The following is a 26,112-nucleotide window of genomic DNA, read 5'->3' as shown; positions in this document are numbered from 1 at the left end:
CGTTTCGAATTTCAGGCCCCACTCACGCCGGGTTCAAACCCGCATGAACGCCTTGATTCTCTCGCCGCACTGATCGGCACGAATCATCCCAGGCGCCGCATCCAGTGCAACCAGGCCGTCTTCCATGAAGATCACCCGGTCGGAAATGGACAGGGCGAAGTCCATCTCGTGGGTCACGATCAGCATGGTCATGCCTTCTTTGGCCAGGTCGCCGATGACCTTGAGCACGTCGCCCACCAGTTCCGGGTCGAGGGCTGACGTCGGCTCATCAAACAGCATGATATGTGGATCCATGGCCAGTGCGCGGGCGATTGCCACGCGTTGTTGCTGCCCCCCAGACAACTGATGCGGATACTTGTGCGCGTGAGCCAGCAGTCCGACCTTGTCCAGCAGGGCGTAGGCGCGCTGCTCGCTGATGAGCCTGTCGCGGCCGTGATAGCGCGGCGCGAGGGTGACGTTGTCGAGAATGGTGCGATGGGGAAACAGGTTGAAGCCCTGGAACACCATGCCAATGTGCTGTACCCCACGGCGTACTTGTTGCGTGTTGGTGTTGTCACCGGCGTGGATATAGCTTTCGCCGAACAGAATGATCTCGCCCTGGTCGATGCTTTCCAGGGCGTTGACGGTGCGAATCAGCGAGGTTTTCCCCGAGCCCGATGGGCCGATGATGGAAATCACCTGACCCACATTTACATCAAGGTTGATGCCCTTGAGCACAGCGTGCTGGCCGTAGCGCTTGTGAATGTCGACCAGTTGCAGGGCGGGTGCCGAGCCAGGCCCGGAGGCTTTCCGAGCGCTTGCCGAAGGAGGGGCGGGTTGTGATGCGCGTAGGCGCCCCATGCTGGTGTCATCCAGCGTCCGGGGTGTGCGGTTGTTGAGTTCCAGGTGGTGCTCCAGCCAATGAAACAGCCAGCCGAGCACGGTCACGATCAGCACGTAATACACCGCCACAGCCGACAGGGTTTCCATCACCAGGAAGTTTTGCGCGTAAAGGCGCTGGCCCACGGTCAACAGTTCGGTCAAGGAAATCACCGAGACCAGTGAGGTCAGTTTCACCACGGTGATGTATTCGTTGATCAGCGTCGGCAGGGAAATGCGGAACGCCTGGGGGATCACGATCAGGCGCTGCAAACCGATCAGGCCGATGCCCAGCGCGCGGCCGGCCTCTTTTTGACCTTTGGCCACGGATATCAAGCCACCACGGTGGATTTCCGCCATATAGGCCGCTTCGGTGACCACCAGGGCCAACAGGCCGGAATAGAACGGGTTGGACAGGACGCCACGGGTGACCGGGAACATCTGCGGCAGGTTATAGACGAACACCACCAGTACCAGCAGCGGCACGCTGCGAAAGAACCAGATATAAATCGACGCCGGCACGCTGATCCAACGCGCGGCCGAAAGCTTGGCCGAAGCCAGCAGGAAGCCCAGCAGCATGCCGATGAACCAGGCCAGCGTGCTGAGCTCCACCACCGTAATGCAGGCTTTCCAGAAGTCCGAGAGCGAAAACAGAGAAAAAAAGTAAGGCCATTCAAATTGCATGTGTCTCTCCAACTGCTGGCGTCGACACAGGCTTCACCTGGGCCGGGCAGTCAAGCGAAAGCCGCCGACTGTGGGAGCGGCTGCGCTCCCACAGGGCTGCACCGGGTCAGTTAGTCGGTTCTTCGAGGTTGTATTTCTTCAACAGGGCGGTGTATTCACCGGAGGCCTTGCTCGCCTCAAAGGCCTTGAGCAGTGCCTGATAGAGCGCGTCGTTGCCTTTCTTGACGTAAATACCCAGCGTCTGCTGATAGATCGAGTGCTCGGTGCTCACCACGACGCGGCCCTTGGTGCGTTCTGCGATCATGCCGGCGGCGCCGTCGATCTCCACCTGAGCCTGCACATTGCCGGAGAGCAGCGCCTGGGTTACCTCCGGTGCGGACGGGAACTCGCTGACCATAATCGCGCCCTTGTTATTCGGGGTGCAGTAGTCGGTCGAGAGCGTGTTGAACTGCGCCACCCAGGTTGTGCCTTTTTCCAGGCCGACTTTCAGGCCGCAGAGGTCTTCCGGTACTTTCGGTTTCAGCGGGCTGTCCTTCAGCACCATGATCGCTGCGCCGGTCTTGGCGTAGGGGATGGTTTGCGCTTGCGTCTGCCGCTGGGGCGTGATGTACATGCCGGAGATGATCGCGTCGTAGTGGCCGGCGTTCAGGCTGAGGATCAGGTTGGAAAACTTGGTGTCGACGAAGTCGGCCTTGAGGTCCAGGTGCTTGGCGAGCAGGTGCGCCAGCTCGGGGTCGGAACCGACGACGTTTTTATGTTCGTCGTATGACTCGAAGGGCGGATAGGTGATTTCCATGCCGACCTTGAGTACGCCGGGTGTCACCGTCGTTGCTGCATGGGCGCCGGTCGCACCAAGGAGTGCGACGGCCAGCAGGGTCAAGCGGACAGCATGATTGATTGGATTGCGCATCATCGATGACTCCACGTCGGTAAAGTAGGGCTGGGCGGGTGGTTAAACAGGGCGGTGTGACCAGGCTGAGGGTTGCATCAGGACGCGTCCTGCGCCTGGCTCTTCAAGTGACCGAAGCTCGATGGCTTGCGTGCTTTCTCGTACAGCTTGAGTTCGCCCCGTTCGACTTTGCGGCGCAGGTACTGATAGGTCTGCAAAGCTTGGCCGAACATGTGCTCACCGATGGTGATTTCCTCGTAATCCTTAGCGCCTTCAAGAAACTGCGGCAGTGGCTTGATCTGCGTATGGAAGTCGCACGCGTAGAAGAGTGGGAAGGCGTAGCGCTCTTCGCTGACGGTTCGCACTCGGTGAGCCGTAGCGACGAACGCACCCGCAGTCATGACCTCCAGCATGTCGCCGATGTTGACCACAAAGGCACCGTCCACGGGCGGCGCATCAATCCATTGCCCTTGATCGTTCATCACCTCGAGGCCTGGCTTGTCGGCAAGCAAAATGGTGAAGCACTCGTAGTCGGTATGCGCACCAATGCCGGGTGCGTCTTGGGCGGCCAGGTCAAAGGGGTAGTGAATCAGGCGCAGTTTCGACGGTGGGCGGGTAACCAGTGTCTCGAAATAGTCCTCTTCAAGGCCCAATGCGAGCGCGAAGCCCTTGAACAGGCGACGCCCCAGCGCAAACACCGCAGCGTAGTACGCTTCGACGGCGGGACGGAATCCCGGCAGGTCCGGCCATTCATTGGCCCCGATCAAGGGGGTCCCGGCCCTGACCAGCGGATCGTCTTCACCCACTTCAAAACCGATATCGAACGCCTCCTTGTGGTCCGGCTTGCCTTTGGCATAGACCTCTTCGCCTTCAGGCACAAACCCCTTGTGGCTGCGGGAGGTGCCGATGTAATGCTGCATCTTGTACGCAAGGGATTGCGCAAACAGGTCCTTCGCCGCGTGGCGCAAGCCGTCGATCAGCGACGACTCGATGCCGTGGTTCTTGATGTACAGAAAACCCACTGCGCGGGCGGCGTTACCGAGTTCTTCGGCCACTGCCTGGCGCTGTGTGATGTCGTCGCTGTACAGCCCGGCGATGTCCACCAGCGGAATGCGATTGAAGTTGGCGGCCTTTGGCGTTTGGTCAGGCATGAAGTAACGCTCCTTATCGGGTTGAGGCACCGCTGAAACGCCGGAAATGCTCGCGCTCGGTAGTTGCCATCCATACGTTCAGCGACCACAGGTCGGCCACCGGCACATTGGTGAAGGGCAGGTGATGCAGGTAGCCGTCGGCACCAAACTCCGGTGTCAGCGTGCTGACCTGATAGCCGCGACTTTCCTGGGATCGCCAGATGGCCTCCCAATGCTGCTGATGGAAGGCCAGCGCTTGGGTGTACTCGGGAGCGGCGGGGTGGGGAACCTGGGGCCCCTGGTCATAACCGACCCGGGCTTGAATGTGGTGAACGCGCTCGACGAAAGCGCTGAGGTCATCTTCCGGATCGTTGAGCAGGCGCTCGCAGGTGACGACCCAATGACTGATGTCGCTGGTGAAGCGCAGGTCCGGCAGTTGGCGAATCAGCTCGAGGGTGACCCAGGGGTTGAACAACGAGCGCGCACGATGGGTTTCAAAGGCGCACACCTGGCCGTGCTTGCGCGCGACGTCCATTGCGCGGCCAAAGAAGTCGACTTGCTGTGCCAGTGGCCAGCGGTCGTTGCCAGCCAGCAGGTTGATGAAGCGCGGCGACAACTCAGCCGCCCAAGCGAGTTTTTTATCGAGGTCCAGCAGGTGTTCGTCGACGTTCGCCGATTGTTCCGGCAGAACATCGTAGGCGCTGAAGACGGTACTGATATAGCTGACATGGTTGGCGCGTAGAAAGGCTGCGAACTCGGCGCGTTCGCTGGCGGTCATGGGCAGGCGGGCTTCCATGCCATCGAACCCGGCGTCAAGCAACTCTTCGAGCGCTTGTGCCTTGCTCGCGGTGTAGCCCCATAACGTTCGGAATACTTCCAACTTCATCGATCTGCTCCAAAGGTGCCTTCGCATGATTGACACAGCGGCGTTTCGGCGCGGACCGAAACGCACAAAAAACGGCAGTGACAATCAGAAAAGGCAATCTTCGGGCCGCATCTCTGTGGAAAGGCTCCTTTGTTGCCGCCAATAGTAGGGAGAGGCGCTTGGCGGAAAGAATAGGGAAGTGCAAATAGATAGTTCAGAGATTTCTAAACTATTGAGGGGCGACGGGTAACGCGCGGGTGACTCCGAATCTGAAGGCGACGGTAAAGCCGCCTCCTGCTTTATGGCTACTGGGCGTTCAGCCCGTCGAGAAACTCTGTGTGTTGCAACGTCCTGGAAAACATCGGCAGCGTGAAGCGTTCTGCGGCCTGTTGTTGTTTGTCGGTGAAGGTCGCGGTGCAATCGATCAGGGTCACCACGTTATAGCCCTTCTCATAACCCGATCGAACCGTGCCTTCGACACAGCAATTGGTCAGGAAGCCCGCCACCACCAGGGTCTGGATGCCGTTGTTGCGCAGCACCAGGTCCAGGCCTGTGGTAGCAAAACCGTCCAGCCCGCGCTTGCCCTCCACGAGGATGTCGCCGGCTTCCCGGGTAATCGCCTCGCTGATGTCGACGCCCCAACCGTTCATGTACGGGTTGAATCGAGCCAGACCGTGACACTCAGTCCGCGTTGTTGCGCGGTATCGGTAAACGACAATTGGACGCGTGCCCCGGTGCGCTCGGTGATCGCCTTGACGATGGACAAACCGAGCCCCGAGCCCGCCTCATCGGTGCCCAGGCCGCGATAGAACGGATCGAATACCCGTGCCTGTTCCTCGAGGGGGATTCCAGGGCCTGAGTCCTGGATCAGCAGCTTGACCGCACCGGGCGCCGACGCCACCGACAGATCGACGCGGCCGCCCGCTGGGGTATAGCGGATCGCGTTATCCACCAGGTTCTTGACCAGGGTAAACAGGTCCATCCGGTTGAAGGTGAGGTGCACATCCTGGGTGCTTTCGACGCCAATATCGAGCTGTTTGCATTCAGCCAATGGCAACAGGTCTTCCAGGACCTGTCGGTAGATTTCATGCACTGACACCACGCTTTGATCCCGGGCTGCCTCCGATTGCGCCGCGGCCAGGCTCAGCAGTTGGTCGATCAATTGGCGTCCGCGCTCGATACCCCGTGAAAGAGGCAGCAAGCGCTCGCGGGTCTGGGATGACATGTGCGTGGCGGCCAGTCGTTCGGCCTGCAGGGACAGGGCGGTCATGGGCGAGCGCAATTCATGGGCCGCGTCGGCAACGAAACGGCGTTGGTTGTCCATGGACCGGGCAACCCGTGCCAGCAAGCGATTGATGGCCACCACAAACGGGCGGATTTCGGTGGGCAGATGCTGTTCATGTATCGGGTGCAGTTCCTGTTCGGCGCGCTGATCTATTTCCGCCGACAGGCTGGCGATGGGGCGAAACAGCTTGCGCACCAGGTCGCCGACGACCAGCAACAGCACGGGAAACAGGATCAGGAACGGCAGCAGGCTGCGCCAGGCGCTTTCTCGTGCATCGTTGTCGCGGGCGTCGGACTCCTGGGCCACCGCAATACGCTCGCCGTTGGCGGTGGTCCTGACCAGTACACGGAAAGCCTCGCCCGCCACCTCGACCGTGGACAACCCTTCGGCCAAGTTGGCCGGGAATGGCAGTGGAATGACCTCATCGGTGAGACCCGAGGGATCGATACCGTCGCCAAGGTGTTGAATGATCAACCGGGACTCTTCGTCGTCGCCGTCGATGGTGGTGCCTTGCGGGTACTGCAGGGTCATGTGCTGGCGATCAAACAGGATCGCCACCTGGCGCAGGGTGTCGTCCTGCTGTTCGTGGGCTTCTTCGAAGGCTGAGACGAATGCAAACCCGCTGGCAATCAAGGCGACCAGCAAAATGGCCAGCGACAGGGCCACCGAAAGCCGCAGTTGTACCGATTCACTCAAGCGTTTCTTGACACCATCCATCCCATGCCCCTGACGTTCTTGATCACATGACTGCCCAACTTGCGCCGCAAGGCGTGAATCAGGAACTCGATGGCGTTGCTTTCAACTTCATTGCCCCAACCATACAGGCGCTCTTCCAGTTCGCTGCGCGAGAGGATCGCACCGGGACGGATCAACAGGGCTTGCAGCAGCGCGAACTCGCGGCTGGATAGCGCTATATCGCTGAGTTCGACGGTTGTCGCTTGCTTGGACAGCAAGTCCAGCGAGACCACGCCATTACTGAGCACGGGTAATGCATTGCCGCCCTTGCGGCGCAGCACGGCACGCATGCGCGCGAGCAATTCCGCCATGTTGAACGGCTTGAGCAGGAAGTCGTCGGCGCCGCCATCCAGGCCGCGCAGGCGATCATCCAGGCTGTCTCGGGCGGTAATGATCAGCAAGGGCACCGGGTTGTTACGCTCGCGGATGGTCGCCAGCACGTCGAGGCCGTCCTTGCCGGGCAGGCCAAGGTCCAGCAGCACCAGGTCATAGTGATGGGTGTCGAGTGCGGCCAGGCCGCTGAGGCCGTTCTTGACCCAGTCCGCGGCATAGCTGGCGTCGCTGAGTGCGCGCTGGATAGCATCGCCAATCATCGAATCGTCTTCGACCAACAGTATCCGCATGTCCCTCTCCGCAAAAAAACAGGCGCGGCAGGGCTGACTGTCGCGCCTGTATTGAAGCACCTGCGCGGGTATTTGTCCGCACCGGACGGTATCAGCCTTTCATCGCGTCGAATGCCTTGAGCAGGTCGTCCATAGCAGCCTTGCAATCAGCCTGTTTCGGGCTGCTGTCACGCAGTGCCGACAGGGCACGGTCGATGGCTTTGTCCAGTACATGCCAGTCACTGGCCGCGCGCGGCTTGATGCCGGCTTCGGCCGAGTCCCAGGTGGACTCCAGGTCTTTGATCCGGGCTTTCGCGCCAGGCAGGTCGTTTTTGTCGACCAGGCCGGCCACTTCGACGGCGATGCTGCGGAACTCGGACAGGTCGCCCAGTTTCGAGGCGGCCTTGCCCTGGCTGTTGGTCGAACCTGGCGTGACGGGGGCCTGGGGTTTATCGGCAGGTTTCGAGCAGCCGGCAGCGATACCCAACAACAGGATCGAAGCGGCGATTGCGGCGCGGCGAATAAGGTTTTGAACAGGGCGCATGATGAGGTCCTTGAGGGTAATTGAGTTATGGGCGCAGGGTTCTGCGGTTGCCGACGCCGATTTGTGCGACGGCCACCAACAGGACAATCACGCAGAGGAAGATCGCGCTGGTCCAGCTGGCGCCCATGCCCAGGCCGCCGTAGGTCTTGGCCTGGGTCAGCAAGTCGCCGAGGGAGGCACCGAAGGGGCGAGTCAGGATGTAAGTGATCCAGAAGGTCAGGACCACATTGGCACCCAGGCGCCAGGCGAGCAGGGTTGCGCCGATCATCAGCGCAAAAATCACCGCGCCCAGGGTGAAGCCCAGGCCCAGCGCTTCGGTGGCCAGGTCGCCGGCGGCGGTGCCGAGCGCGAAGGTGCACAACACGGTGGCCCAGTAGAACACCTCGCGCCGTGGGGTCACGATGGCCCGGATCGACAGGCTGCGTTCGGTGCGGTACCAGACCAGGAAGTTGAGGGCGAGCAGGACCGAGAAGATCACCGTGCTGGTATACAGGCTGACGTCGAGTTTATCGGTGAGGATGTCGGTGATCTGCGTCCCGACAATGCTCACCAGCACCACGGTCAGCCAGTAGATCCAGGGGGTGTAGGCTTTGGTGCGCAGCTGGAAAAACAGCGCGATGGCCAACAGGGCGGCCATGCCGATGCTGGTCCAGCCGGCACCCAGGCCCGCATCGACGGCGAGATAGTCCGCGCCGGTTTCGCCCACGGTGGTGGACAGGATCTTGATCACCCAGAATGACAGGGTCACCTCGGGTACTTTGTTCAGCCAGCGGGCTGCTGTGGCATTCATCGGGTTTACCTCTCCTGTGCGCGGTGGTGGCGCAGGGGAGAAGGTACGGCACGAAACTTAGCCGGGACTGAGGGCCGGCGACCTATGCGGAAAATACATGCGCCACGCCGATTGTCGTCAGCTGCACCGTGCTGCCGGTCAAGGGCGCCTGCAGGCCCGAACTGCGTACCAGGATCGCGCGCCCCGGTGCGCCATCGTCAGGCTGCAGCGCCACGGTCAGGGTGCAGGTGTTCCCGCCAAAATCACGCTCGGTCACCACGCCCTGGCAGCCGGCGCCTGACCCCGTGCTGACCTGCAACTGCTCGGGGCGCAGCATGATCTGTGCAACGGGACAATTGTCCAGGCTGTTGACCGCGATGCGGCCCAGTTCGCAATGGGCCCATCCGGCTTCGAGCCTGGCAGGCAGGATCACTGCATCGCCCAGGAACAAGGCGGTCTGTTGGTCGCCGGGGGACTGGTACAGGTCCATCGGATGGCCGGACTGCACCAGGCGTCCCTGACGCATCACGGCCAGTTGATCGGCAAACGACAGCGCCTCACTCTGGTCGTGCGTCACCAGAATCGTGGTAATACCGGCGTCGCTCAGCAGCCGTGCGACCATCTTGCGCATCGCTGCTCGCAGGCCGGTGTCCAGCGCCGAAAAGGGTTCATCCAGCAGCATTAGGCGTGGTTGTTGCGCCAGTGCACGGGCCAGGGCCACCCGTTGTTGCTGCCCGCCGGACAGTTCGTGGGGCCAGCGCCGCGCCATGCTGGCGTCAAGGGCCACGCTGTCCATCAGTTCGGCGATGCGTGTTTCGCGTTGCGCGCCCTTGGCGGCCAGGCCAAAGGCGATATTGTCGGCCACGCTCATATGCGGGAACAGCGCACCGTCCTGCGGCACATAACCGATCTGGCGTTGATGGGCCGGGACGGCGTGCGTGGCGTCGACCAGCAGTTGGCCATTGAGCGCAAGGCTGCCGCTATCGGGAAACTCGAATCCGGCGATCATCCGCAGCAGCGTGGTCTTGCCTGAACCTGACGGCCCGACGATCACCGTTCGGCTGCCGGTGGGCACCGACAGGTTGACGTCGGCCAAGGCGCGCTGGCTGCCGAAGGACTTACAGATTGCATTGAGTTCGAGGGCGTTCATCGGCCAGCCGTGCGTTTGGATTGGTGATAGAGGAGGCCGGTCAACGGCAGAGACAACAGGATCATGATCAGCGCGTAGGGGGCTGCGGCGGCGTAGTCAATTTCACTGGTCATTGCCCAGAAGCCGGTGGCCAGGGTGCGGGTGCCGTTGGGGGCCAGCAGCAATGTGGCGGTCAGCTCATTGGTGATCGCCAGGAACACCAGTGCGGCACCGGCCGCTGCACCTGGTGCGGCCAGGCGCAGGGTGATCAGCCAGAGTGCACGGGCGGGCGAGCGGCCGAGGCTGCGTGCCATGTGTTCCAGCTCCACCGGCGCCTGGGCGATTCCGGCCCGCAAGCTCACCAGCGCCCTTGGCAAAAACATCAGCAGGTAGGCGAGCAGCACGGTGATCGTGGTCTGGTAGATCGGTCGCGCGAAGTGAATGGTCACGGTCACCAGTGCCAGCGCGACGACGATGCCGGGCAAAGAGCTGGTGATGTAGTTGCAGCTCTCCAGGATGCGCTGCAAGCGCCCTGGCGCACGTATCGACAGCCAGGCAATCGGTACCGCCGCGCCGGTGGTCAGCAGCGCTCCGGCAGCGCCGAGCAACAGGGTTTGCTCGAGGGCCGGCAGTAGTTCATTCATCTGCCACACGGCCACGCCGCCGGTGACCAACCATTTGCCCAGGGTAATCAACGGCACACCCAGGGCCAGCGCGCAGGTGAATGCTTGCAGGCCGAGGGCGGCGATGCGGATGGGAGTGCCCAGGCGCAGGGTGCGCTGGTCCCGGGCACTGCCCGAGCCGACCCGTGCATAACGCGCGGCACCGCGGGCGGCCGATTCGATCGTCAGCATCGCCAGGCAGCACAGTGCCAATACCGCCGCCAGCATGTTGGCGGCCGGGCCATTGAAGGTCGACTTGAACTGGTCGAAGATCGCCGTGGTGAAAGTGTCGAAGCGGATCATCGCGTACAGGCCGTATTCGGCCAGCAGGTGCAGGCCCACCAGCAGCGCGCCGCCGCAGATCGCCAGGCGCAACTGCGGCACCACAACCCTGAAGAACACCGCCCAGGGTTTGAGCCCCAGGGATTCGGCTACGTCTTCGATAGCAGGATCGAGCCGCCGCAACGTGGCCGCCACTGGCAGGTACAGAAACGGAAAGTAGGCGATGACCGAGACCAGCACGCCCGCCGGCAAGCCATGGATCGACGGCGCCAGGCTGACCCAGGCATAGCTGTGCACAAAGGCCGGCACCGCGAGGGGAGCCACTGCCAGCAATGACCACAGACGGCGTCCCGGCAGGTCGGTGCGTTCGGTCAACCAGGCCAGCGCGACGCCCAGCGCCACGCACAAGGGCAGGGTGATGACCACCAGCAATACGGTGTTGACCAGCAACTCGGCAACCCGAGGCCGGAACACCAAGGCCTCGATCTGTGCCCAGCCGATTTGCCAGGACACACCGATCACGAAGGCGATGGGCAACAGGGCCAGCAGCGAAACCAGCACCGATAAACCGGTGACCCATGCGCCGCCACGCCTGAAAAAACGCGCGTGGCTGCGCTGTGAAGGTCGCGCGGGTATCGACCGGGCGGCAGCCGCCTCCAGGGTTTCAGGCAACAATCAGAGGAGTCCGGCCTGGGTCATCAATGCGACGGCTTTTTTGCTGTCGAGTTTGGACGCATCAACCTTGGGAGCATCGAGCTGCGTCAGCGGTACCAGCTTGGGGTTCGACTCGGCGTTCCGGCCCACGGCGTACTCGAACGAATTGCCGCTCTTGAGAATCGCCTGGCCGTCCGGGCCGGTGATCCACGCCAGGAAAGCCTGGGCCTGCTCCTTGTGTGTGCTGGAGGCCAGCACGCCGGCACCGGAGATGCTGACGAACGCGCCCGGGTCCTGGTGCTTGAAGTAGTGCAGTGAAGTGTTCTTGCTGTTTTCGCCGGTCTTGGACTGATCGACGAAGCTGTAGTAGTGGTAGATCACGCCACTGTCGACCTGGCCGGCATTGACGGCCTTGAGTACCGCACTGTTGCCGCGGTAAATGCTCGCGTTGGCTTTCATTGCCTTGAGCCAGTCGAGGGTGGCGGCCTCGCCCTTGAGTTCGAGCACGGCAGCGACGATCGCCTGGAAGTCGGCCCCGGCCGGGGAGGCGGCCCAGCGGCCTTTCCAGTGGGGAGAGGCAAGGTCCATCAGGGATTTGGGCAGGTCGGCTTCCTTGAGCGCGCCCGGGTTATACACAAACACCGTCGAGCGCGCAGCGATACCCACCCATTTGCCGTGGGCCGGACGATAGGCTGCACCGACCTGTTCCAGGGTGGTCGGCGCCACGGGGGCAAACAGCCCGGCGTTATCGACCAGCACCATCGCCGGTGAGTTTTCGGTGAGGAACACATCGGCCGGGGAGGCAGCACCTTCCTGCACAATCTGGTTGCCCATCTCGGTGTCATCGCCATTGCGGATGGTCACCGGAATCCCGGTTTCCTGGGTAAACCCTTCGACCCACGCCTTGGTCAGGCTCTCGTGCTGGGCGTTGTACACCACTATGCCAACGCTGTCGCTCGCGGCATAGACGTGCCCGGCGGCGAGCAGCGCGCCGACCAGCAGGGCTTTTTCAAGGAACGACGGAAAACCGATAGTCATGAGAGGGCAAGCTCCTGATGGTGAGGGTGTGCTTGAGGAATATAGCTGGAGATTCCTGACCAATAGGAATCATTTGCATGCTGAGGCGCGGCGAATGTAGAGCCGGGAATGAAAAAAAAACGTGAAAAAAAGGTGAGTTTTACCGAGCGCGCCCCACGGTGTTTGCAGGCATGTGTCATTCACCCGAAATGGCGCGCTACGGCAATTACTAAGTTCTGAAGCGAAGCACCAGGTCGTTCAGGTTTACAGCCAACCGTGACAGCTCATTACTTGCCGTCAGCGTCTGGCGAGTGCCTTCGCTGCTTTGAACGGCAAGGTCGCGGATGCTTATCAGGCTGCGATCCACATCACGCGCTACGTGAGCCTGTTCCTCGGAGGCGGTTGCGATCTGGATATTGCGATCGTTGATTTCGAGTACGGAATCTATGATCTGGCGCAGCGACTGGCCGGCTTGCTCCGCCGTATCTCGCGTGCTGTAGACCTCAGACGTGCTCATCTGCATCGATTCGACGGCGGCTGAGGAGCCTGTTTGAATCGTCGAGATCATCTGTTCAATTTCCTGGGTAGAGGTTTGGGTGCGGTGCGCCAGTGCCCTGACTTCGTCGGCGACCACTGCAAAACCGCGGCCTTGTTCTCCTGCGCGGGCTGCTTCAATTGCAGCGTTCAACGCCAGCAGATTGGTTTGCTCGGCAATCGCCCGGATAACGCCGAGTACCTTGCTGATGTCTTGCGCCTGGCCTGCTAGCGCTTTTACCTGCTCCGAGGAAACTTCGACTAACCCCGTCAGGCCGCGCATGGCCGTGAGCGTTTCAGTGACCCTTTTATTGCCAAGATCGGCTGCCAGGCTGGACTGCATTGCGGCTTCCGAGGTGGAGTTGGCATTGCGGGCAACCTCTTCGACAGCAGCGCTCATCTCGGTGACGGCCGTGGCAGCCTGCTCTATCTCGCTGTTCTGCTGTTGCAAGGTGCGATCAGCACTTTCCGTGATCGAAATCATTTCGACGGCAGCGCTGCTGAGTTGAGCTGAGGCGCCTGATATTTCCAGTATCGTGCTCCGGAGGTTCTTCTGCATGATATTGAGCGCATGCATCAAGCGGGATGCTTCATCCGAACCGGTGACTTCCAGGTCATGGGTAAGGTCGCCGGCCGCGATATCTTCCGCCAGTTTCAGGGACGAACTGATGGGGTTCACAATACTGTTGGTGAACAACGTGGCCAGCAGGGTAGTGAGCGCAAAAGCCACCACCAGCACAGCTATCAGTACCCTGACGCTATGGGTATAAACCTCTGCTGCATCCTGCCCCGACAAAACCGCCTGGCGTGCATTTTGCTCACGTAGAAGTGTGAGCTGCTCTTGATAGGCACTGGCCCGCTGTGCCTGCTCGGTGTTGGCGAACGTGATCGCTTGTTCATGGTCAGGCTGATCGAGGGCGAGTACTTTTTTCAGGCCCTCAATGTAGGCATCCATTGTTTGGCTGGCCTTCTCAAACTGCAGTTGATCCTGTTCGCCGGAGATCAGGTTGTCACGATAAAACGCGCTCTTCGCTTCAAGCGTTCGCATGGCCTCTTCGACCTTTGACAGCGACGCATCATGCACGTCTTTGGAGGTACTCGAGAGCATGCGGATACTCTCAAGGCGCGCATGCAGAAGGGCGATCTGAATATCGTCAATCACCTGGATGCTCGGCAGGGAGTTTTGCTCGATGTTCTGCTCCGCCGTGCGCAAATGACCGATTTGTAAATAGGAGAAGCCTGCCAAACTGATCAGCAAGAGGGTGATCAGACCGAAGCAGACGAACGCTCTGCGCGCGATATTCAAGGATCTTAGTTTCATATAGGCCTCCGAAGGCCGAGGTGTCAGGGGAGGGGGCAGCCCCTGCGTCAGTTTTTGTTGATCACGAACAAGGGCTGCCTTTGCAGGCGGCACATTGGCGCTGACTGTCATCCTGGCGGCGATGCGTACAGTGAGGAATTCAAAAAAATGAATCGAGGTGATAGTTGCGATAAATTATTGCGCGCTAATCATTAGTCTATTAAATATTTCCGTGGGCGCCTGATCCTTTGTCAAAGCGGCCGGACATTCGTGCGAAGGAAACAAGGGCCTGCATGAGGTTAATCAGGCAAACCCTTGATAGGTGGATGTTCAGGGTGGCGCCATGCGTCAAAACTCGGTTATGACGGTTACCCCTGCCGTCTCGAAGCGGTCCATGTTCGTCAGCGCGTCGATGGACTGTTCCAGGCTGATGGTTTTGCCCACGAGTTTTTCAGGCGCCAGCTTGCCTGAGGTGATCATCTCGATCATGGCGCCATAGCGATGCGCCTGCATGCCGTGGCTACCGTATATCTCTAGTTCATGGGCGATAACCTTGCCCATGGGGATGGCCGGCGTGGCGTGATCAGCGAGCATCAGCCCGACCTGGACGTGCTTGCCGCGACGGCGCAGGTTGTTGATGGAGTTGAAACAGGTGGTTGGGTGGCCCAAGGCGTCCAGCGAGACGTGGGCACCGCCCTGGGTGATTTCCAGCACGGCTTCGGTGACGTCCGCGACGCACTGGGCATTGATGGTGGCGACAGCGCCGAGGGCGCGCGCCAGATCGAGTTTTTCCTGGGAAATATCGATGGCGATCACGTTCGCGCCAATGGCCTGGGCGATCATCACCGCAGACAGGCCTACACCTCCGCAGCCGTGAACCGCGACCCACTGACCGGCGCTGACGTTGCCTTGGTCGACGACTGCACGGAACGAGGTGGCGAAGCGACAACCCAGGCTTGCGGCGGTTGCGAAGTCCATGCTCTCGGGCAGCGCGACCAGGTTCAGATCGGCCTGGTGGATGCCGACGTACTCGGCAAAAGAGCCCCAATGAGTGAAGCCCGGCTGGAATTGCGTGTGGCACACCTGCTGATTGCCGCTGTTGCACTGCGCACAGGCACCACAGCCACCCACGAACGGCACGGTCACCCGGTCGCCGACCTTCCACCGCGTGATGTCGTTGCCCACCTCGGCCACGATGCCGGCCAGCTCATGACCCGGTACATGGGGCAGTTCAATGTCGGGGTCATGACCTTTCCAGCCATGCCAGTCGCTGCGGCACACCCCGGTGCCAAGCACCTGGATCACCACGCCATGGCGTTCCGGGGATGGGTCTGCCACGTTCATCAGGCGCGGCGGCTTGGAAAAGGCTTCGTAGACGACTGCTTTCATTCAAATTACCTCGGCTTGGAGGGGCGATTCAGGCATTGCCATTATGAATGAGCGCCTTGAAATTACCCTTCAAGTTGCCATTGACCGAACGCAAGAACTGAAATTAGCCTTCATTTTTAAGTATGAATTTGAGGGGTTATTTCATGATTGAACAACTCGATAAAGCGGACATTGCAATATCGGAGCGTTTGCAGCGGGACGGCAAGCTGTCGAATGTGAAGCTGGCCGAGCAGCTGTCCCTCAGCGAAGCGTCCTGTTGGCGAAAGCAAAGACGGCTGGAAGAATGCGGGGTTATCGAGGGATACCAGGCCATTCTCAATCGAAAGAAACTCGGGCTGGGCCTGAAGGCGTTTGTCCAGATCTCCTGCACGGATCACAGCGAAGAAGCCACGGCAACGTTTGAAAAGATTATCCAGGCGGCCCCGCAGGTATTGAGTTGCCATAACACAACGGGGGAGGCGGACTTTCTCCTTGAGGTGGTTGCACGGGACCTGGACAGCTATAGCCGCTTTGTCGAAACAGTGCTGAGGAAGCTCCCGGGGGTTTCCAGTATTCGCTCGAACCTTTCCCTGCGCGAAATGAAGACCACCCATCGACTGCCCGTCAGCGAGCTCTTGAGCATCTGAAGGCGGTCGGGCACGTGGAGAACCATCGATCATCCGGACAATCGAGCATTTCGGCACTGTTATCGAGCATTTCGGCACAGTCTCCCGGTTTTGTTCAACCTAGACTCGAGCTTCACTTTCAGACTCAGCTGGAGCCGCGATGAACATCAGATCAATCCTGCCTGCACTCTCCATGGCCGTCACACTCAGTGGCTACGCTGCGGATTTCTCACTGACCAGCCGGGATATTGCTGACAACCGCCCGCTGACCCGTCGCGAAGTGTTCCAGGGCTTCGGTTGCGACGGTGGCAACACCTCTCCTGAGCTTTCGTGGACAAACGCCCCGGCAGGGACCAAAAGCTACGCGATCACCGTTTACGATCCCGATGCCCCCACCGGCAGCGGTTGGTGGCATTGGACGGTGGTCAACCTGCCAGCCTCCACCCATAGTTTGCCACGCGGCGTGGGGGCGAACCTGCCTGCGGGTGCAGTACAAGGGCGAACCGATTATGGCCAGCCGGGGTTCGGTGGCGCTTGCCCTCCTGTCGGCGATAAACCCCATCGCTATCAATTCACCGTGTGGGCCTTGAAAGTCGATAAGCTACCGCTCGACAACCAGGCCAGCGGAGCCTTGGTCGGTTATATGCTCAACGCCAACGTCCTGGCCAAAGCGACCATTACTTCCACTTACGGACGTTAAGAACCATGCGCCCTTGTGACGGCATACAGCACCGGGAAAATATTATCGATGCCTGTGTCATACGGGCGCGACATACCCTTACCTTGCCCAGGGTGCCGGTGTTCGTGACCACCTTGTGTCGAGTGCGGCAGGGGGAAAAACTGTTGCAATGGGATGACCGGGAAATGCGCGCAGGGCCTCGGCATCTGATTCTGATGCCGGCCGGGCGCGAGCTGGGTATCTCAAACTTCCCCGGCCCTCAGGGTCACTACATCGCCGATGCGGTGACCTTTCCCGTCTCGACATTGCGTCACTTCAGCAGCCGATATAGCCAGCAGATCAAGAGTGGTCGCGGGGCACTGAAGAGCGATCTGTGCGTTCCCCTGGACAGGCACACCACCCAGGCATGGGAGCAGTTGCTGGTCGCCATCCATGCAAACGCCCCGCAGGCGCTCTGCACACATTATGGGGAAGCGGTGCTGCTGAGCCTATGCCTTGGCGGCCAGGTCGGACCTTTGCTGATGGGGCGCAACGATCCCTTGTGCGAGCGGGTGCAGCACCTGGTAATGGCCAACCCGGAGCGAGACTGGACGGTTGCGAGCATCGCACAGCACATGAACCTGGGGGAGTCGACCTTGCGTCGCCAACTGGCGAACGAGGGGAATAGTTTCAGGAACATTCTGGAGGGCGTTCGACTGTCGACAGCATTGCAACGGCTGCAGACAACGTCTCGCCCGATCGGCGAAATTGCCGGCGCCTGCGGCTACGCCTCGGCCTCACGTTTTGCCGTGCGTTTTCGCTCACACTATGGCCTGTCACCCCGTGAATTGCGGGCCGCGATTTGAACCGTTGCGGGAGGGCGTCCCCCCCCGTCTGCCGGCCGGCAGTGTGAGCCAGATGTTGACGTCTATCGGTGGGTAGCGGACCAGACTGTCTGGTGATAGTGCTACTGTCTACGCAGTCCCCCCGGAGCCTGCTGGATGCCCCATCAAACTTCAGTTCACCCCATCGCAACGCCTCCCGCCGCGCCAGGCCCTGAAAAACCGCGCGCTCACCCACCTATGTGGCATGGCAATCCGGACTTACCCACCTTCGGCAGCACTGGGGCGGCCATATTGGGTTTCTGTTTTGTGCTGCTTATGTTCCTGCCGGTCATAGGGGTGACGGTGCTGATCCTTTTCGGTCTCGAAGCGATGCAAGGCGCATCGTCCAGCGATGGGGCGAGTCCCACCACGTCGCCTCTCATCCTGGCTATGCTTGGTGTTGTTGTGCTCATGGGGCTGGTTTTCGCGTGGATGTTCTCTGCGTCCAGAGTGCTGGCCTTCACCTTTGACGAAAACCGACAACTGCTGACTCTCACCGTCACCCGTCGCGGCCGTAAACCCGCCGAAGTGCAGGTGCCCTTCAGCGATATCATTTGTATCAGCCCTTACCTGCTCGCCAGTTATGACCGCCATGGCCATTTCAGCGTCGTGTGTCAGGGGCCGAGAGGCAAGGAATTCGAATATCGATTGGCTGAGGGGACTTCTCTGGAAGACATGGAATTTCATGCTGCATGGCTGCGCGTAATAATAGGCGAACGGATGCATGAACCAATGAATCTGGACAAATGAAGCACGTTCGTTCAGGCAACGGCTTAGGCGTTTCAGTGCATGGCTTCGGGGCTTGGGTGGATTTTCTGTAGCGGTTGCCGGGCCCTCAAGCGCAATAACCTGGAAACTGCCTCGTCCCTTGCCGCGTGGCTCAAGGATTACCAGTTGGCGCTCTAACTGACCTGGGCGGCCAGCATTCCCTCGACCCGGGGAGCGGCGTTGAAGTCGAGCATGGACATGAAGCTGTCCATCAACGGTGATTCGTTGTGGGTGTTCCAGCTCATGTACAGGCCGATGGCCGGGTTGGGGGAGGCGGTCACGGGGCAGATCCGGCGGAACAGGACCTTGTCGCGCATGATTGAGTTGGCAATCGACTCAGGCACCAGGGCAACGCCGAAACTGCAGGCCACCAAGCCGATCAAGGTATGGATCTGCGCGGCCTCCTGCACGACCTTGGGGTAAAAACCGGCGGCGTCACACAAGGCGATCAGCTGGCTGTGATAGCCGGTGCCCAGGGCTTCGGGGGTGAATACGAAGTCTTCCCCGGCGAAATCCCTCAAGTCGATCGGACCTTCCTTCGCCTTCGGGTGATGGGCGGGCAGCGCCATCACGATCTCTTCGTCCAGCAACAGGCGGGACTCGACGTTTTCCGCCGAGATCGGCAACTTGCGCATGAAGGCAATATCCGCCTCTCCCGACAGAATGGCCTTGGCCTGGCTGGAAGAGGGCATCTCCTTGATGATCAACTGGACTTTGGGGTAGGTCTCGCGGAACTGGCGCAGGGTACCGAGCAGTGACTCGTAGTAGGCGATCGACACCGCAGTCACCGTAAGTTTGCCGGCAATGCCCTCGGAGACCTGGCGTGCATGTTCGATGCCCAGCTCCAACGCCTTCAACGTGCTGTACGCGGCGCTCTGGAATGCACCGCCGGCCGGGGTCAGCTTGACCCCGCGTTTATTGCGCGTGAACAGACTGAACCCCAGTTTGTCTTCCAGCCGATTGATGGCTTGGCTCAACGGAGGCTGGGCCATGTGCAGGCGAATGGCAGCCTTATGGAAATGCAGCTCTTCAGCCACGGCGATGAATTGGCGCAGCAGGCGGGTTTCGATCATTTCTTCTGTTCCTTCATTTGAACTGATCTGTGGACTGGGTGCGGCAAGGGTACCGGTAAACAGGCACTCGACTAAGGAATAAACATTGGCCTGAAGGGACCATTCGGGTTGAACATCAACTTGATATGAACCAGGTATCAACTTGCGCCGCCGTTAGTATTAAACAGCGTGAATATACATTGTTAAGGTGAGGTGGCACTCAAGAGGAAACAGCCAATGAACTTTACAGGAAAGACGGCCGTTGTAACGGGCGCTGGCCGAGGGCTCGGTTTTAGTTATGCGCAGGCGCTAGCCACGTTGGGCGCCAATGTCGTGATCAGTGATATCGGCGCAGACAAGCTGGGCGCCGGGGGCGATGGCTCCATCGCCATGGAGGCTGCGCAAACCCTCAGGGACAAAGGTTTCAACGTGGTGGGGCATCATGGCGACTTGTCCAGCGAACAGGGTTGCGAGCAATTGGTGGCAACGGCCATCGAGGCGTTTGGCCAACTCGATATCTTGATTCACAACGCCGGTTGGGTCGGTTATCAAGCGATTGAAGAGGCCGATGCAACCTTCATCGGCCGCGCGGTGGATATCAATATCTATACCCCCGTGTGGTTATGCAAACATGCCTGGAAACACCTCAAGCAGTCTGCTGCCGCACGGGTCGTGCTGACGTCATCCGACCGCGCGATGTACCAGCAATATGCCCAACCGGGCCTGGTGGCGTATGCCGCCGGCAAGATGGCACAACTGGGCATCATGAATGCGCTGAGCATGGAAGGCTCGGAAGCCGGCATCCTCGTCAATGCGGTATCCCCGGTGGCCAAGACTCGCATGTGGGGCGTGACGGGCGAACCGGAGAACCTCAAGCCTGAATGGGTGACGCCTGGCGTGGTGTTCCTGGCGTCGCAGCAGTGCCAGGACTCCGGTTATGTCCTGCGTGCAAGCAATGGCCAGTTTACGGCGACGCGGTTTGTCGAAAACCCAGGTGTCGACTACCCCGTCGATCTGGCCCGAGTAAAGGCCACCAGTGCCGAACAAGTTGCCCGGCTTTGGGACCAAATCAAGGAGTGTTGAATATGCCTGCTCAGGAAGAGCTCCAACTGTTTTCAGCGTGCCAGGCCGACCTGGGTGAAAGCCCGGTCTGGGATGAAACCCATCAGTGCCTGCTGTTTGTCGACATCAGTGGCGGCCAGATCAATGCCCTGGACCAACAGGGTCACCTGACGCGGCTGTATGAGTCGCCTGCGTGCATTGGCGCCTGGCATTGACTGAAAAGGACAACCTGATTTTCACCCAGAATGCTGGCGTTGCCATCCTCGACCGCACCAGCCTGCGGGTCATCCAGAACTCGAAGCTGGCCATTACGCTGTCGTCCTATCGCTTCAATGACGGTGCATGCGACCTCAGGGCCGCTTCATCACCGGCTTGATGCATGAAGGTCACAGCCGCAATACGGGCAAGCTCTATCGCTACGACGCCGGCCTGAACGCCTCGGTGATACTGGACGGCGTCAGCCTGTGTCAGGGGTTTTCCAGGTCATGCCCCAACGACTGGATAAACAACGAAAACAGTTCCGGCTGTGACGAGATGTCCAGCTTCGCGTACAGATGCCGGCGGTGCACTTTCACTGTGTCCGGCGAGATATGCAGGCGTTCGGCCATGGCCTTGGACGAGAACCCGCGCAGTACCAGGCGGGCGATTTCCAGTTCGCGGTCCGAAAGTACACCGCAGCCGAATTGGCTCAGCGCATCCCGGATCTGGCTGTCCATGGCCGGCACACGCCGGGTGCTTTGTTGCCAGTGCTGCTGCATCAACGGCAGCACCCAGGCCGACAGGGTGGTCATCAGCCCGGTTTCCTCAACGCTGAATCGCCGCTGCATGCCCAGTGACAGCGACAGCGTCCCCGCGCCCGGCAATTGCAGGATCAACTGCACCTCGTCTTCCAGCACATTGTCGTGAAAGTAACTGAGAAAATACTCGCTCTGGCGAAAATGGTCCGGCGCCACTTCCTCAAGGCGATACACACCGCTGGCATAACCCTCGCGACAGGCCTGGAAGAACGGATCGAGCAAATACAGGCCATTGAGGTACACCAGCATCGACGCCGGCTTGCTGCTCGGCTGGGCGTCGTATTCTTCCAGGGCCTGGGGCGGGCCCTCCACGGGGTAGAAGATCGCCAGCGCGTTATCGAAGGGCACGCACTGGTGCAGCAACAGCACCAGCTGTTTCCAGAAACGCTCGGTGCCGATGTGCGCAACGGTGCGGCCAAGGCCGGCGTGCATGCCGACTTCACGAAACAGGCTCATGTAGCAGGCTCCCGCCAACAAAAGATCGCCCCAAGGGTTCGGCTTTTGCCGGGTGCCGTCAAGGGGAGTACGCCAATAGGGGAATTGGCTGGCACTAGCCCAACCGTTAACGTCGGCAGCATCCAGCGGGAAACATATCCCGCCACGTTCAGACCTTTCGTTTCTGCCTCACACCAAGAACAACGACAGAGGATAACGATATGAGCACTTCCCCCACGCCCGATGGCGTGCTGAAACCCACCCTGAGCGTCTTCGATGTGGTGGCCATCACCGTTTCAGCGGTGACCCCCGCCAGTTCCGTCTTCGTGATCGCGCCTTTTGCCATCCAGCAGGCCGGCAGCGGCGTGTTCCTGGCGTTCGTGATGGCAGGGCTGCTGGCGCTGATGTTCGCGTTTTGCTACGCCGAACTGGGCCGCGCCCATAACAGCGCCGGTGGCGAGTATGTGTATGCCAAGCGCGTGTTCGGTGGCATGGCCGGCTACGCGACGTTCCTGACCGTGCTGGTGATGCTGTTGTTTATTCCGCCGGTATTGGCCACCGGTGCCGCAACCTATCTCAACAATGCCCTGGGTACCACCTTCGACGCGCAAACCGTGGCCCTGGTGATCGTGGTGTGCAGCTACGCCCTGGGCATCCTCAATATCAAGCTCAACGCCTGGATCACCGGGACCTGCCTGCTGCTGGAAGTCGCGGCGTTGCTGGTGATCGTGTGCATCGGCTTCGGTAACCCGGTGCAGCCCGCCAGCGTGCTGTTTCAACCCCAGATCGTCGAAAACGGTGTATTGCACCTGGCGCCCTGGACCCTGGTGATTGGCGCGGTAGGCATTGGCCTGTTTTCCTACAACGGTTACGGCCCTGCCGTATTGCTGGCCGAAGACATGAAATGCGGGGGCAAGGGCGTGCACAAGGCGGTGCTGTGGTCCCTGGGCCTGGTGGTGGTGATCGAGTTGGTGCCGATCACGGCGCTGTTGATCGGCGCGCCGTCACTGAGTGCGATGATCAGCAGCCCGGACCCCATCGGCTACTTGCTCACCAGCCATGGCAACGAAACCCTGTCGCGCCTGGTCAGCGCGGGCATCTTCCTGTCGGTGTTCAACGCCATCGTCGCCATCGTTATCCAGATCGGCCGCGTGGTGTTCAGCAGCGGGCGCGATGCATTGTGGACGCCTACCATCAACAAGCTGTTCACCCGCATTCATCCGCGCTGGGATTCGCCCTGGCTGGCCACGCTGTTCCTGGCGATCCCGTCGGCGTTGCTGAGCTTCAGCTCCAACCTGGCCGACCTCACCTCGTTCAGCGTATTGCTGATCATATTGGTGTACCTGGTGGTGGCGTTGAGCGCGCTGATGAGCCGCGTGCTGCTGCGCGACCGCGAGCATCCCTATCGCATGCCGCTGTGGCCGTTGCCGGCGCTGCTGGCTGTGCTGGGCGCGGGTTACTTGCTGGTGACCTTGATCTACGCGGCGTCAGTACGCGACATCATGATCATCATCGGCTTGCTGGCCCTGTCGGTGATTCTGTATTGCATCAGCGGCCGGTCGAGTCCGGCCTTTCAGAAATTGTAAGGAGTGGTTATGCGTGCACGTCAATTGGGCATCACGTTGGGGCTGGGCACACCCGGTGAGTTCAATGCCATCACCGATGTTCCCGGGGTTCGGGTCGGTCACAGTACGCTCAAGACCCGTGTCGACGGTAAACAGGTGCGTACCGGTGTCAGCGTGGTCCAGCCCCGCGCCGGGGAGGCGCGGTTGCAGCCGTGCTTTGCCGGGTATCACGTGCTGAATGGCAATGGCGACGCCACCGGCCTGGAATGGATCAGCGAGGCGGGCCTGTTGACCACGCCGCTGGCCATCACCAACACCCACAGCATCGGCATCGTGCGCGACACGTTGATTGCCCTGGAGCGCGAGCGCCTGGCGGATCCGGCGGTGTACTGGTGCATGCCGGTGGTGATGGAAACCTACGACGGCCTGCTCAACGACATCTGGGGCCAGCACGTCACCCCCGAGCATGTGCGCCAGGCGCTGGAGAGCGCCGAACGCGGCCCCGTGCAAGAAGGCGCCGTGGGCGGTGGGACGGGGATGATCTGCCATGAATTCAAGGGCGGTATCGGCAGCGCTTCGCGGCGCTTGCCGGCAGAGCAGGGCGGCTGGACCGTCGGCGTGCTGGTGCAGGCCAACCATGGCAAGCGCCAGGAGCTGCGGGTCGACGGTTATCCGGTGGGCCGCTGCTTGATGGACATCCCGTCCCCCTTCGCCGAACGAGGCACGCCGGGCATGGGCTCGATCGTGGTGATCATCGCCACGGATGCGCCCCTGCTGCCGCACCAATGCCAGCGCCTGGCACAACGCGCGTCTATCGGCATCGCGCGCACCGGCGGCGGCACCGAGGACTCCAGCGGCGACCTGTTCCTGGCCTTCGCCACCGGCAACCAGGATCTGCCGCCAGCAGACTACGCGCGCAAGGGCCTGCCGTTGAGCAGCACCTTACAGATGGTGAATAACGATCATATTTCCCCGCTGTTCAGCGCTGCGGCGGAAGCGGTAGAAGAAGCGATCATCAACGCGATCCTGGCGGGCGAAGACATGGTGACCGACGACGGCGTACAGGTGCCGGGTTTGAAAAGCGAGACCTTGTTACAGGCATTGCACGACACGGGTTGGCGCGTGTCCCGGTAATAGGGGACAACGCCGATATATAAATATAAATAGTGGCTGTTTAATGTTGCCAATGACACCGTGACAATATTATGGATCCAATTATCAAGTGTGCCGCTCAACTTGAGCGGCATTAACGCTATTTAATATTTAAATAAGTGCCCGGTGTGTTTTGTCAGACAAAAGCAACGCCACCCAATAAATACGGAGCCAAACTTGTTGGCGCTATTGTGGGTGCGTTTTTCAGGCTGGAAAAGATGTAGACGAAAGATTTCAAGTTGTGTCAGTTTCGTGACGCCTTCAAAAGAGGCGAGTGATAGGACGATCTCGCCCGCGAGATTCCTATCGATCAAAGACTGATGAACTTGCAAACAAGGAAGTACGTTTATGTCAAAAGTTAAAGACAAGGCTATCGTGTCGGCGGCGCAAGCCAGCACCGCTTACTCGCAAATCGATAGCTTCAGCCATCTGTATGACCGTGGTGGCAACCTCACGGTCAATGGCAAACCCTCCTATTCCGTTGACCAGGCAGCCACCCAGCTGCTGCGCGACGGCGCCGCGTACCGGGACTTTGACGGCAACGGCAAGATCGACCTGACCTACACCTTCCTGACCTCGGCGTCCTCGAGCACCATGAACAAACATGGCATCTCGGGCTTCAGCCAGTTCAACGCCCAGCAGAAAGCACAGGCCGCCCTGGCCATGCAATCCTGGTCGGACGTGGCCAACGTCACCTTCACCGAGAAAGCCAGCGGCGGTGACGGCCACATGACATTCGGCAACTACAGCAGCGGCCAGGACGGCGCGGCAGCCTTCGCCTACCTGCCCGGCACCGGTGCAGGCTACGACGGCACCTCGTGGTACCTGACCAACAACAGCTACACGCCGAACAAGACCCCGGACCTGAACAACTACGGCCGGCAGACCCTGACCCACGAAATCGGGCACACCCTGGGCCTGGCTCACCCTGGCGACTACAACGCCGGCGAAGGCGCCCCGACCTACAACGACGCGACCTATGGACAGGACACGCGTGGTTACAGCCTCATGAGTTACTGGAGCGAGAGCAACACCAACCAGAACTTCAGTAAAGGCGGGGTCGAAGCCTACGCCTCCGGCCCGCTGATCGACGACATCGCCGCGATCCAGAAGCTCTACGGTGCCAACTACAACACCCGTGCCGGCGACACCACCTACGGGTTCAACTCCAACACCGGGCGTGATTTCCTCAGCGCCACGTCCAACGCCGACAAGCTGGTGTTCTCGGTCTGGGACGGTGGCGGCAATGACACTCTGGACTTCTCCGGCTTCACCCAGAACCAGAAGATCAACCTCAATGAGGCCTCGTTCTCCGACGTTGGCGGCCTGGTGGGCAACGTCTCCATCGCCAAGGGCGTGACCGTCGAGAACGCCTTCGGCGGTGCGGGCAACGACCTGATCATCGGCAACAACGCGGCCAACGTGATCAAGGGTGGGGCCGGCAACGACCTCATCTACGGGGGCGGCGGCGCGGACCAACTGTGGGGTGGCGCAGGCAACGACACGTTTGTGTTCGGCGCCAGTTCCGACTCCAAGCCAGGGGCGGCGGACAAGATCTTTGACTTCACCTCGGGCTCCGACAAGATCGACCTCAGCGGCATCACCAAAGGGGCCGGCCTGACCTTCGTCAATGCCTTCACCGGGCATGCCGGCGATGCGGTATTGACCTACGCGGCAGGTACCAACCTGGGCACCCTGGCGGTCGACTTCTCCGGGCACGGCGTGGCGGATTTCCTCGTCACCACCGTCGGCCAGGCAGCGGTCAGCGACATCGTGGCATGATGCACGGGCGCGGCGCGCAAGCGC

26 protein-coding genes are annotated in these 26,112 nt (G+C 60.5%); 10 read left to right on the top strand and 16 right to left on the bottom strand.

Annotation, left to right across the window (positions count from 1 at the left end; genetic code table 11):
• Positions 1-33: 33 nt before the first annotated feature.
• The 14 genes from AC07OP_RS00470 to AC07OP_RS00405 form a co-directional block, all read right to left on the bottom strand.
• Positions 34-1,542, bottom strand: a complete 1,509-nt coding sequence (locus AC07OP_RS00470; protein WP_414887181.1) for an amino acid ABC transporter permease/ATP-binding protein — start codon at positions 1,540-1,542, stop codon at positions 34-36.
• 106 nt (positions 1,543-1,648) lie between these two features.
• A complete protein-coding gene (locus tag AC07OP_RS00465; protein ID WP_281114554.1) occupies positions 1,649-2,452 on the bottom strand; it encodes an ABC transporter substrate-binding protein in 804 nt (267 codons plus the stop codon).
• 77 nt (positions 2,453-2,529) lie between these two features.
• The gene (locus AC07OP_RS00460) at positions 2,530-3,582 is read right to left on the bottom strand and encodes an isopenicillin N synthase family dioxygenase (RefSeq protein WP_495101463.1); all 1,053 of its coding nucleotides are present in this window, start codon (positions 3,580-3,582) and stop codon (positions 2,530-2,532) included.
• Between the two features lie 13 nt (positions 3,583-3,595).
• Complete coding sequence (locus tag AC07OP_RS00455; RefSeq protein ID WP_115487382.1) at positions 3,596-4,447, bottom strand: sugar phosphate isomerase/epimerase family protein; 852 nt, start codon at positions 4,445-4,447, stop codon at positions 3,596-3,598.
• A 284-nt stretch (positions 4,448-4,731) separates the two neighbouring features.
• Positions 4,732-5,076 (bottom strand): cysteine hydrolase family protein, encoded by a 345-nt coding sequence (locus AC07OP_RS00450; protein WP_495101462.1) that lies wholly within the window; start codon positions 5,074-5,076, stop codon positions 4,732-4,734.
• Complete coding sequence (locus AC07OP_RS00445) at positions 5,073-6,428, bottom strand: ATP-binding protein (RefSeq protein WP_115487381.1); 1,356 nt, start codon at positions 6,426-6,428, stop codon at positions 5,073-5,075. Before AC07OP_RS00445 ends, AC07OP_RS00450 begins: the two co-directional genes overlap by 4 nt.
• A complete protein-coding gene (locus tag AC07OP_RS00440; RefSeq protein ID WP_115487380.1) occupies positions 6,404-7,069 on the bottom strand; it encodes a response regulator in 666 nt (221 codons plus the stop codon). Before AC07OP_RS00440 ends, AC07OP_RS00445 begins: the two co-directional genes overlap by 25 nt.
• A 91-nt stretch (positions 7,070-7,160) precedes the next feature.
• Complete coding sequence (locus AC07OP_RS00435) at positions 7,161-7,592, bottom strand: hypothetical protein (RefSeq protein WP_027606657.1); 432 nt, start codon at positions 7,590-7,592, stop codon at positions 7,161-7,163.
• A gap of 25 nt (positions 7,593-7,617) precedes the next feature.
• A complete protein-coding gene (locus AC07OP_RS00430) occupies positions 7,618-8,382 on the bottom strand; it encodes a COG4705 family protein (RefSeq protein WP_115487379.1) in 765 nt (254 codons plus the stop codon).
• An 82-nt stretch (positions 8,383-8,464) separates the two neighbouring features.
• Positions 8,465-9,511 (bottom strand): ABC transporter ATP-binding protein, encoded by a 1,047-nt coding sequence (locus AC07OP_RS00425; RefSeq protein ID WP_495101461.1) that lies wholly within the window; start codon positions 9,509-9,511, stop codon positions 8,465-8,467.
• Positions 9,508-11,106, bottom strand: a complete 1,599-nt coding sequence (locus tag AC07OP_RS00420; RefSeq protein ID WP_495101552.1) for an ABC transporter permease — start codon at positions 11,104-11,106, stop codon at positions 9,508-9,510. Before AC07OP_RS00420 ends, AC07OP_RS00425 begins: the two co-directional genes overlap by 4 nt.
• A 3-nt stretch (positions 11,107-11,109) precedes the next feature.
• Positions 11,110-12,126, bottom strand: coding sequence for an iron ABC transporter substrate-binding protein (locus AC07OP_RS00415; protein WP_495101460.1), 1,017 nt, complete (start codon positions 12,124-12,126; stop codon positions 11,110-11,112).
• Positions 12,127-12,334: 208 nt separating this feature from the next.
• Positions 12,335-13,960, bottom strand: coding sequence for a methyl-accepting chemotaxis protein (locus tag AC07OP_RS00410; RefSeq protein ID WP_027606652.1), 1,626 nt, complete (start codon positions 13,958-13,960; stop codon positions 12,335-12,337).
• Between the two features lie 327 nt (positions 13,961-14,287).
• Positions 14,288-15,328: a zinc-dependent alcohol dehydrogenase family protein gene (locus AC07OP_RS00405; protein WP_495101459.1), complete on the bottom strand. Its 1,041-nt coding sequence runs from the start codon at positions 15,326-15,328 to the stop codon at positions 14,288-14,290.
• A gap of 143 nt (positions 15,329-15,471) precedes the next feature.
• Between AC07OP_RS00405 and AC07OP_RS00400 the strand changes: the two genes are divergently transcribed.
• From AC07OP_RS00400 to AC07OP_RS00385, 4 genes are all read left to right on the top strand, one after another.
• Entirely contained in the window at positions 15,472-15,954 is a 483-nt protein-coding gene (locus AC07OP_RS00400) for an Lrp/AsnC family transcriptional regulator (protein ID WP_065941773.1), read from the top strand.
• Between the two features lie 139 nt (positions 15,955-16,093).
• Complete coding sequence (locus AC07OP_RS00395) at positions 16,094-16,633, top strand: kinase inhibitor (protein ID WP_141157676.1); 540 nt, start codon at positions 16,094-16,096, stop codon at positions 16,631-16,633.
• A gap of 5 nt (positions 16,634-16,638) precedes the next feature.
• Positions 16,639-17,457 (top strand): helix-turn-helix transcriptional regulator, encoded by an 819-nt coding sequence (locus tag AC07OP_RS00390; RefSeq protein ID WP_495101458.1) that lies wholly within the window; start codon positions 16,639-16,641, stop codon positions 17,455-17,457.
• Positions 17,458-17,592: 135 nt separating this feature from the next.
• The gene (locus AC07OP_RS00385; protein WP_495101457.1) at positions 17,593-18,225 is read left to right on the top strand and encodes a hypothetical protein; all 633 of its coding nucleotides are present in this window, start codon (positions 17,593-17,595) and stop codon (positions 18,223-18,225) included.
• Between the two features lie 152 nt (positions 18,226-18,377).
• Here the strand turns inward: AC07OP_RS00385 and AC07OP_RS00380 are convergent, their stop codons facing one another.
• Positions 18,378-19,316 (bottom strand): LysR family transcriptional regulator, encoded by a 939-nt coding sequence (locus AC07OP_RS00380; RefSeq protein ID WP_495101456.1) that lies wholly within the window; start codon positions 19,314-19,316, stop codon positions 18,378-18,380.
• A gap of 216 nt (positions 19,317-19,532) precedes the next feature.
• On the opposite strand from AC07OP_RS00380, the gene AC07OP_RS00375 reads away from it, so the two are divergent.
• From AC07OP_RS00375 to AC07OP_RS00365, 3 genes are read left to right on the top strand one after another with little or no spacing between them, the layout of a single operon-like run.
• Positions 19,533-20,378: an SDR family NAD(P)-dependent oxidoreductase gene (locus AC07OP_RS00375; protein WP_495101455.1), complete on the top strand. Its 846-nt coding sequence runs from the start codon at positions 19,533-19,535 to the stop codon at positions 20,376-20,378.
• Between the two features lie 2 nt (positions 20,379-20,380).
• Complete coding sequence (locus tag AC07OP_RS00370; RefSeq protein WP_227451458.1) at positions 20,381-20,572, top strand: SMP-30/gluconolactonase/LRE family protein; 192 nt, start codon at positions 20,381-20,383, stop codon at positions 20,570-20,572.
• On the top strand, positions 20,551-20,733 hold the full coding sequence (locus tag AC07OP_RS00365; RefSeq protein ID WP_495109901.1) for a hypothetical protein: 183 nt from the start codon (positions 20,551-20,553) through the stop codon (positions 20,731-20,733). Before AC07OP_RS00370 ends, AC07OP_RS00365 begins: the two co-directional genes overlap by 22 nt.
• Positions 20,734-20,824: 91 nt before the next feature.
• Here the strand turns inward: AC07OP_RS00365 and AC07OP_RS00360 are convergent, their stop codons facing one another.
• Entirely contained in the window at positions 20,825-21,610 is a 786-nt protein-coding gene (locus AC07OP_RS00360; protein ID WP_065941434.1) for a helix-turn-helix transcriptional regulator, read from the bottom strand.
• A 200-nt stretch (positions 21,611-21,810) separates the two neighbouring features.
• Here AC07OP_RS00360 and AC07OP_RS00355 point away from each other — a divergent pair, with 200 nt between their 5' ends.
• The 3 genes from AC07OP_RS00355 (at position 21,811) to AC07OP_RS00345 (ending at position 26,088) form a co-directional block, all read left to right on the top strand.
• The gene (locus AC07OP_RS00355; RefSeq protein ID WP_115487372.1) at positions 21,811-23,175 is read left to right on the top strand and encodes an APC family permease; all 1,365 of its coding nucleotides are present in this window, start codon (positions 21,811-21,813) and stop codon (positions 23,173-23,175) included.
• Positions 23,176-23,184: 9 nt separating this feature from the next.
• Positions 23,185-24,288 (top strand): DmpA family aminopeptidase, encoded by a 1,104-nt coding sequence (locus AC07OP_RS00350; protein WP_495101453.1) that lies wholly within the window; start codon positions 23,185-23,187, stop codon positions 24,286-24,288.
• Positions 24,289-24,654: 366 nt separating this feature from the next.
• Entirely contained in the window at positions 24,655-26,088 is a 1,434-nt protein-coding gene (locus tag AC07OP_RS00345) for a serralysin family metalloprotease (protein ID WP_115487370.1), read from the top strand.
• Positions 26,089-26,112: the final 24 nt, after the last annotated feature.

The organism is Pseudomonas sp. GW821-FHT09D08 (assembly GCF_059416305.1).
Note: the sequence above shows the minus strand (reverse complement) of the source record. Positions and strands in the feature narration are given on the sequence as shown.

Excerpts from the sequence above, each read along its gene's own strand:
- AC07OP_RS00470 (WP_414887181.1), bottom strand. The coding sequence starts at position 1,542 with ATGCAATTTGAATGGCCTTACTTTTTTTCTCTGTTTTCGCTCTCGGAC.
- AC07OP_RS00465 (WP_281114554.1), bottom strand. The coding sequence starts at position 2,452 with ATGCGCAATCCAATCAATCATGCTGTCCGCTTGACCCTGCTGGCCGTC.
- AC07OP_RS00460 (WP_495101463.1), bottom strand. The coding sequence starts at position 3,582 with ATGCCTGACCAAACGCCAAAGGCCGCCAACTTCAATCGCATTCCGCTG.
- AC07OP_RS00455 (WP_115487382.1), bottom strand. The coding sequence starts at position 4,447 with ATGAAGTTGGAAGTATTCCGAACGTTATGGGGCTACACCGCGAGCAAG.
- AC07OP_RS00450 (WP_495101462.1), bottom strand. The coding sequence starts at position 5,076 with ATGAACGGTTGGGGCGTCGACATCAGCGAGGCGATTACCCGGGAAGCC.
- AC07OP_RS00445 (WP_115487381.1), bottom strand. The coding sequence starts at position 6,428 with ATGGATGGTGTCAAGAAACGCTTGAGTGAATCGGTACAACTGCGGCTT.
- AC07OP_RS00440 (WP_115487380.1), bottom strand. The coding sequence starts at position 7,069 with ATGCGGATACTGTTGGTCGAAGACGATTCGATGATTGGCGATGCTATC.
- AC07OP_RS00435 (WP_027606657.1), bottom strand. The coding sequence starts at position 7,592 with ATGCGCCCTGTTCAAAACCTTATTCGCCGCGCCGCAATCGCCGCTTCG.
- AC07OP_RS00430 (WP_115487379.1), bottom strand. The coding sequence starts at position 8,382 with ATGAATGCCACAGCAGCCCGCTGGCTGAACAAAGTACCCGAGGTGACC.
- AC07OP_RS00425 (WP_495101461.1), bottom strand. The coding sequence starts at position 9,511 with ATGAACGCCCTCGAACTCAATGCAATCTGTAAGTCCTTCGGCAGCCAG.
- AC07OP_RS00415 (WP_495101460.1), bottom strand. The coding sequence starts at position 12,126 with ATGACTATCGGTTTTCCGTCGTTCCTTGAAAAAGCCCTGCTGGTCGGC.
- AC07OP_RS00410 (WP_027606652.1), bottom strand. The coding sequence starts at position 13,960 with ATGAAACTAAGATCCTTGAATATCGCGCGCAGAGCGTTCGTCTGCTTC.
- AC07OP_RS00405 (WP_495101459.1), bottom strand. The coding sequence starts at position 15,328 with ATGAAAGCAGTCGTCTACGAAGCCTTTTCCAAGCCGCCGCGCCTGATG.
- AC07OP_RS00400 (WP_065941773.1), top strand. The coding sequence starts at position 15,472 with ATGATTGAACAACTCGATAAAGCGGACATTGCAATATCGGAGCGTTTG.
- AC07OP_RS00395 (WP_141157676.1), top strand. The coding sequence starts at position 16,094 with ATGAACATCAGATCAATCCTGCCTGCACTCTCCATGGCCGTCACACTC.
- AC07OP_RS00390 (WP_495101458.1), top strand. The coding sequence starts at position 16,639 with ATGCGCCCTTGTGACGGCATACAGCACCGGGAAAATATTATCGATGCC.
- AC07OP_RS00385 (WP_495101457.1), top strand. The coding sequence starts at position 17,593 with ATGCCCCATCAAACTTCAGTTCACCCCATCGCAACGCCTCCCGCCGCG.
- AC07OP_RS00380 (WP_495101456.1), bottom strand. The coding sequence starts at position 19,316 with ATGATCGAAACCCGCCTGCTGCGCCAATTCATCGCCGTGGCTGAAGAG.
- AC07OP_RS00375 (WP_495101455.1), top strand. The coding sequence starts at position 19,533 with ATGAACTTTACAGGAAAGACGGCCGTTGTAACGGGCGCTGGCCGAGGG.
- AC07OP_RS00370 (WP_227451458.1), top strand. The coding sequence starts at position 20,381 with ATGCCTGCTCAGGAAGAGCTCCAACTGTTTTCAGCGTGCCAGGCCGAC.
- AC07OP_RS00360 (WP_065941434.1), bottom strand. The coding sequence starts at position 21,610 with ATGAGCCTGTTTCGTGAAGTCGGCATGCACGCCGGCCTTGGCCGCACC.
- AC07OP_RS00355 (WP_115487372.1), top strand. The coding sequence starts at position 21,811 with ATGAGCACTTCCCCCACGCCCGATGGCGTGCTGAAACCCACCCTGAGC.
- AC07OP_RS00350 (WP_495101453.1), top strand. The coding sequence starts at position 23,185 with ATGCGTGCACGTCAATTGGGCATCACGTTGGGGCTGGGCACACCCGGT.
- AC07OP_RS00345 (WP_115487370.1), top strand. The coding sequence starts at position 24,655 with ATGTCAAAAGTTAAAGACAAGGCTATCGTGTCGGCGGCGCAAGCCAGC.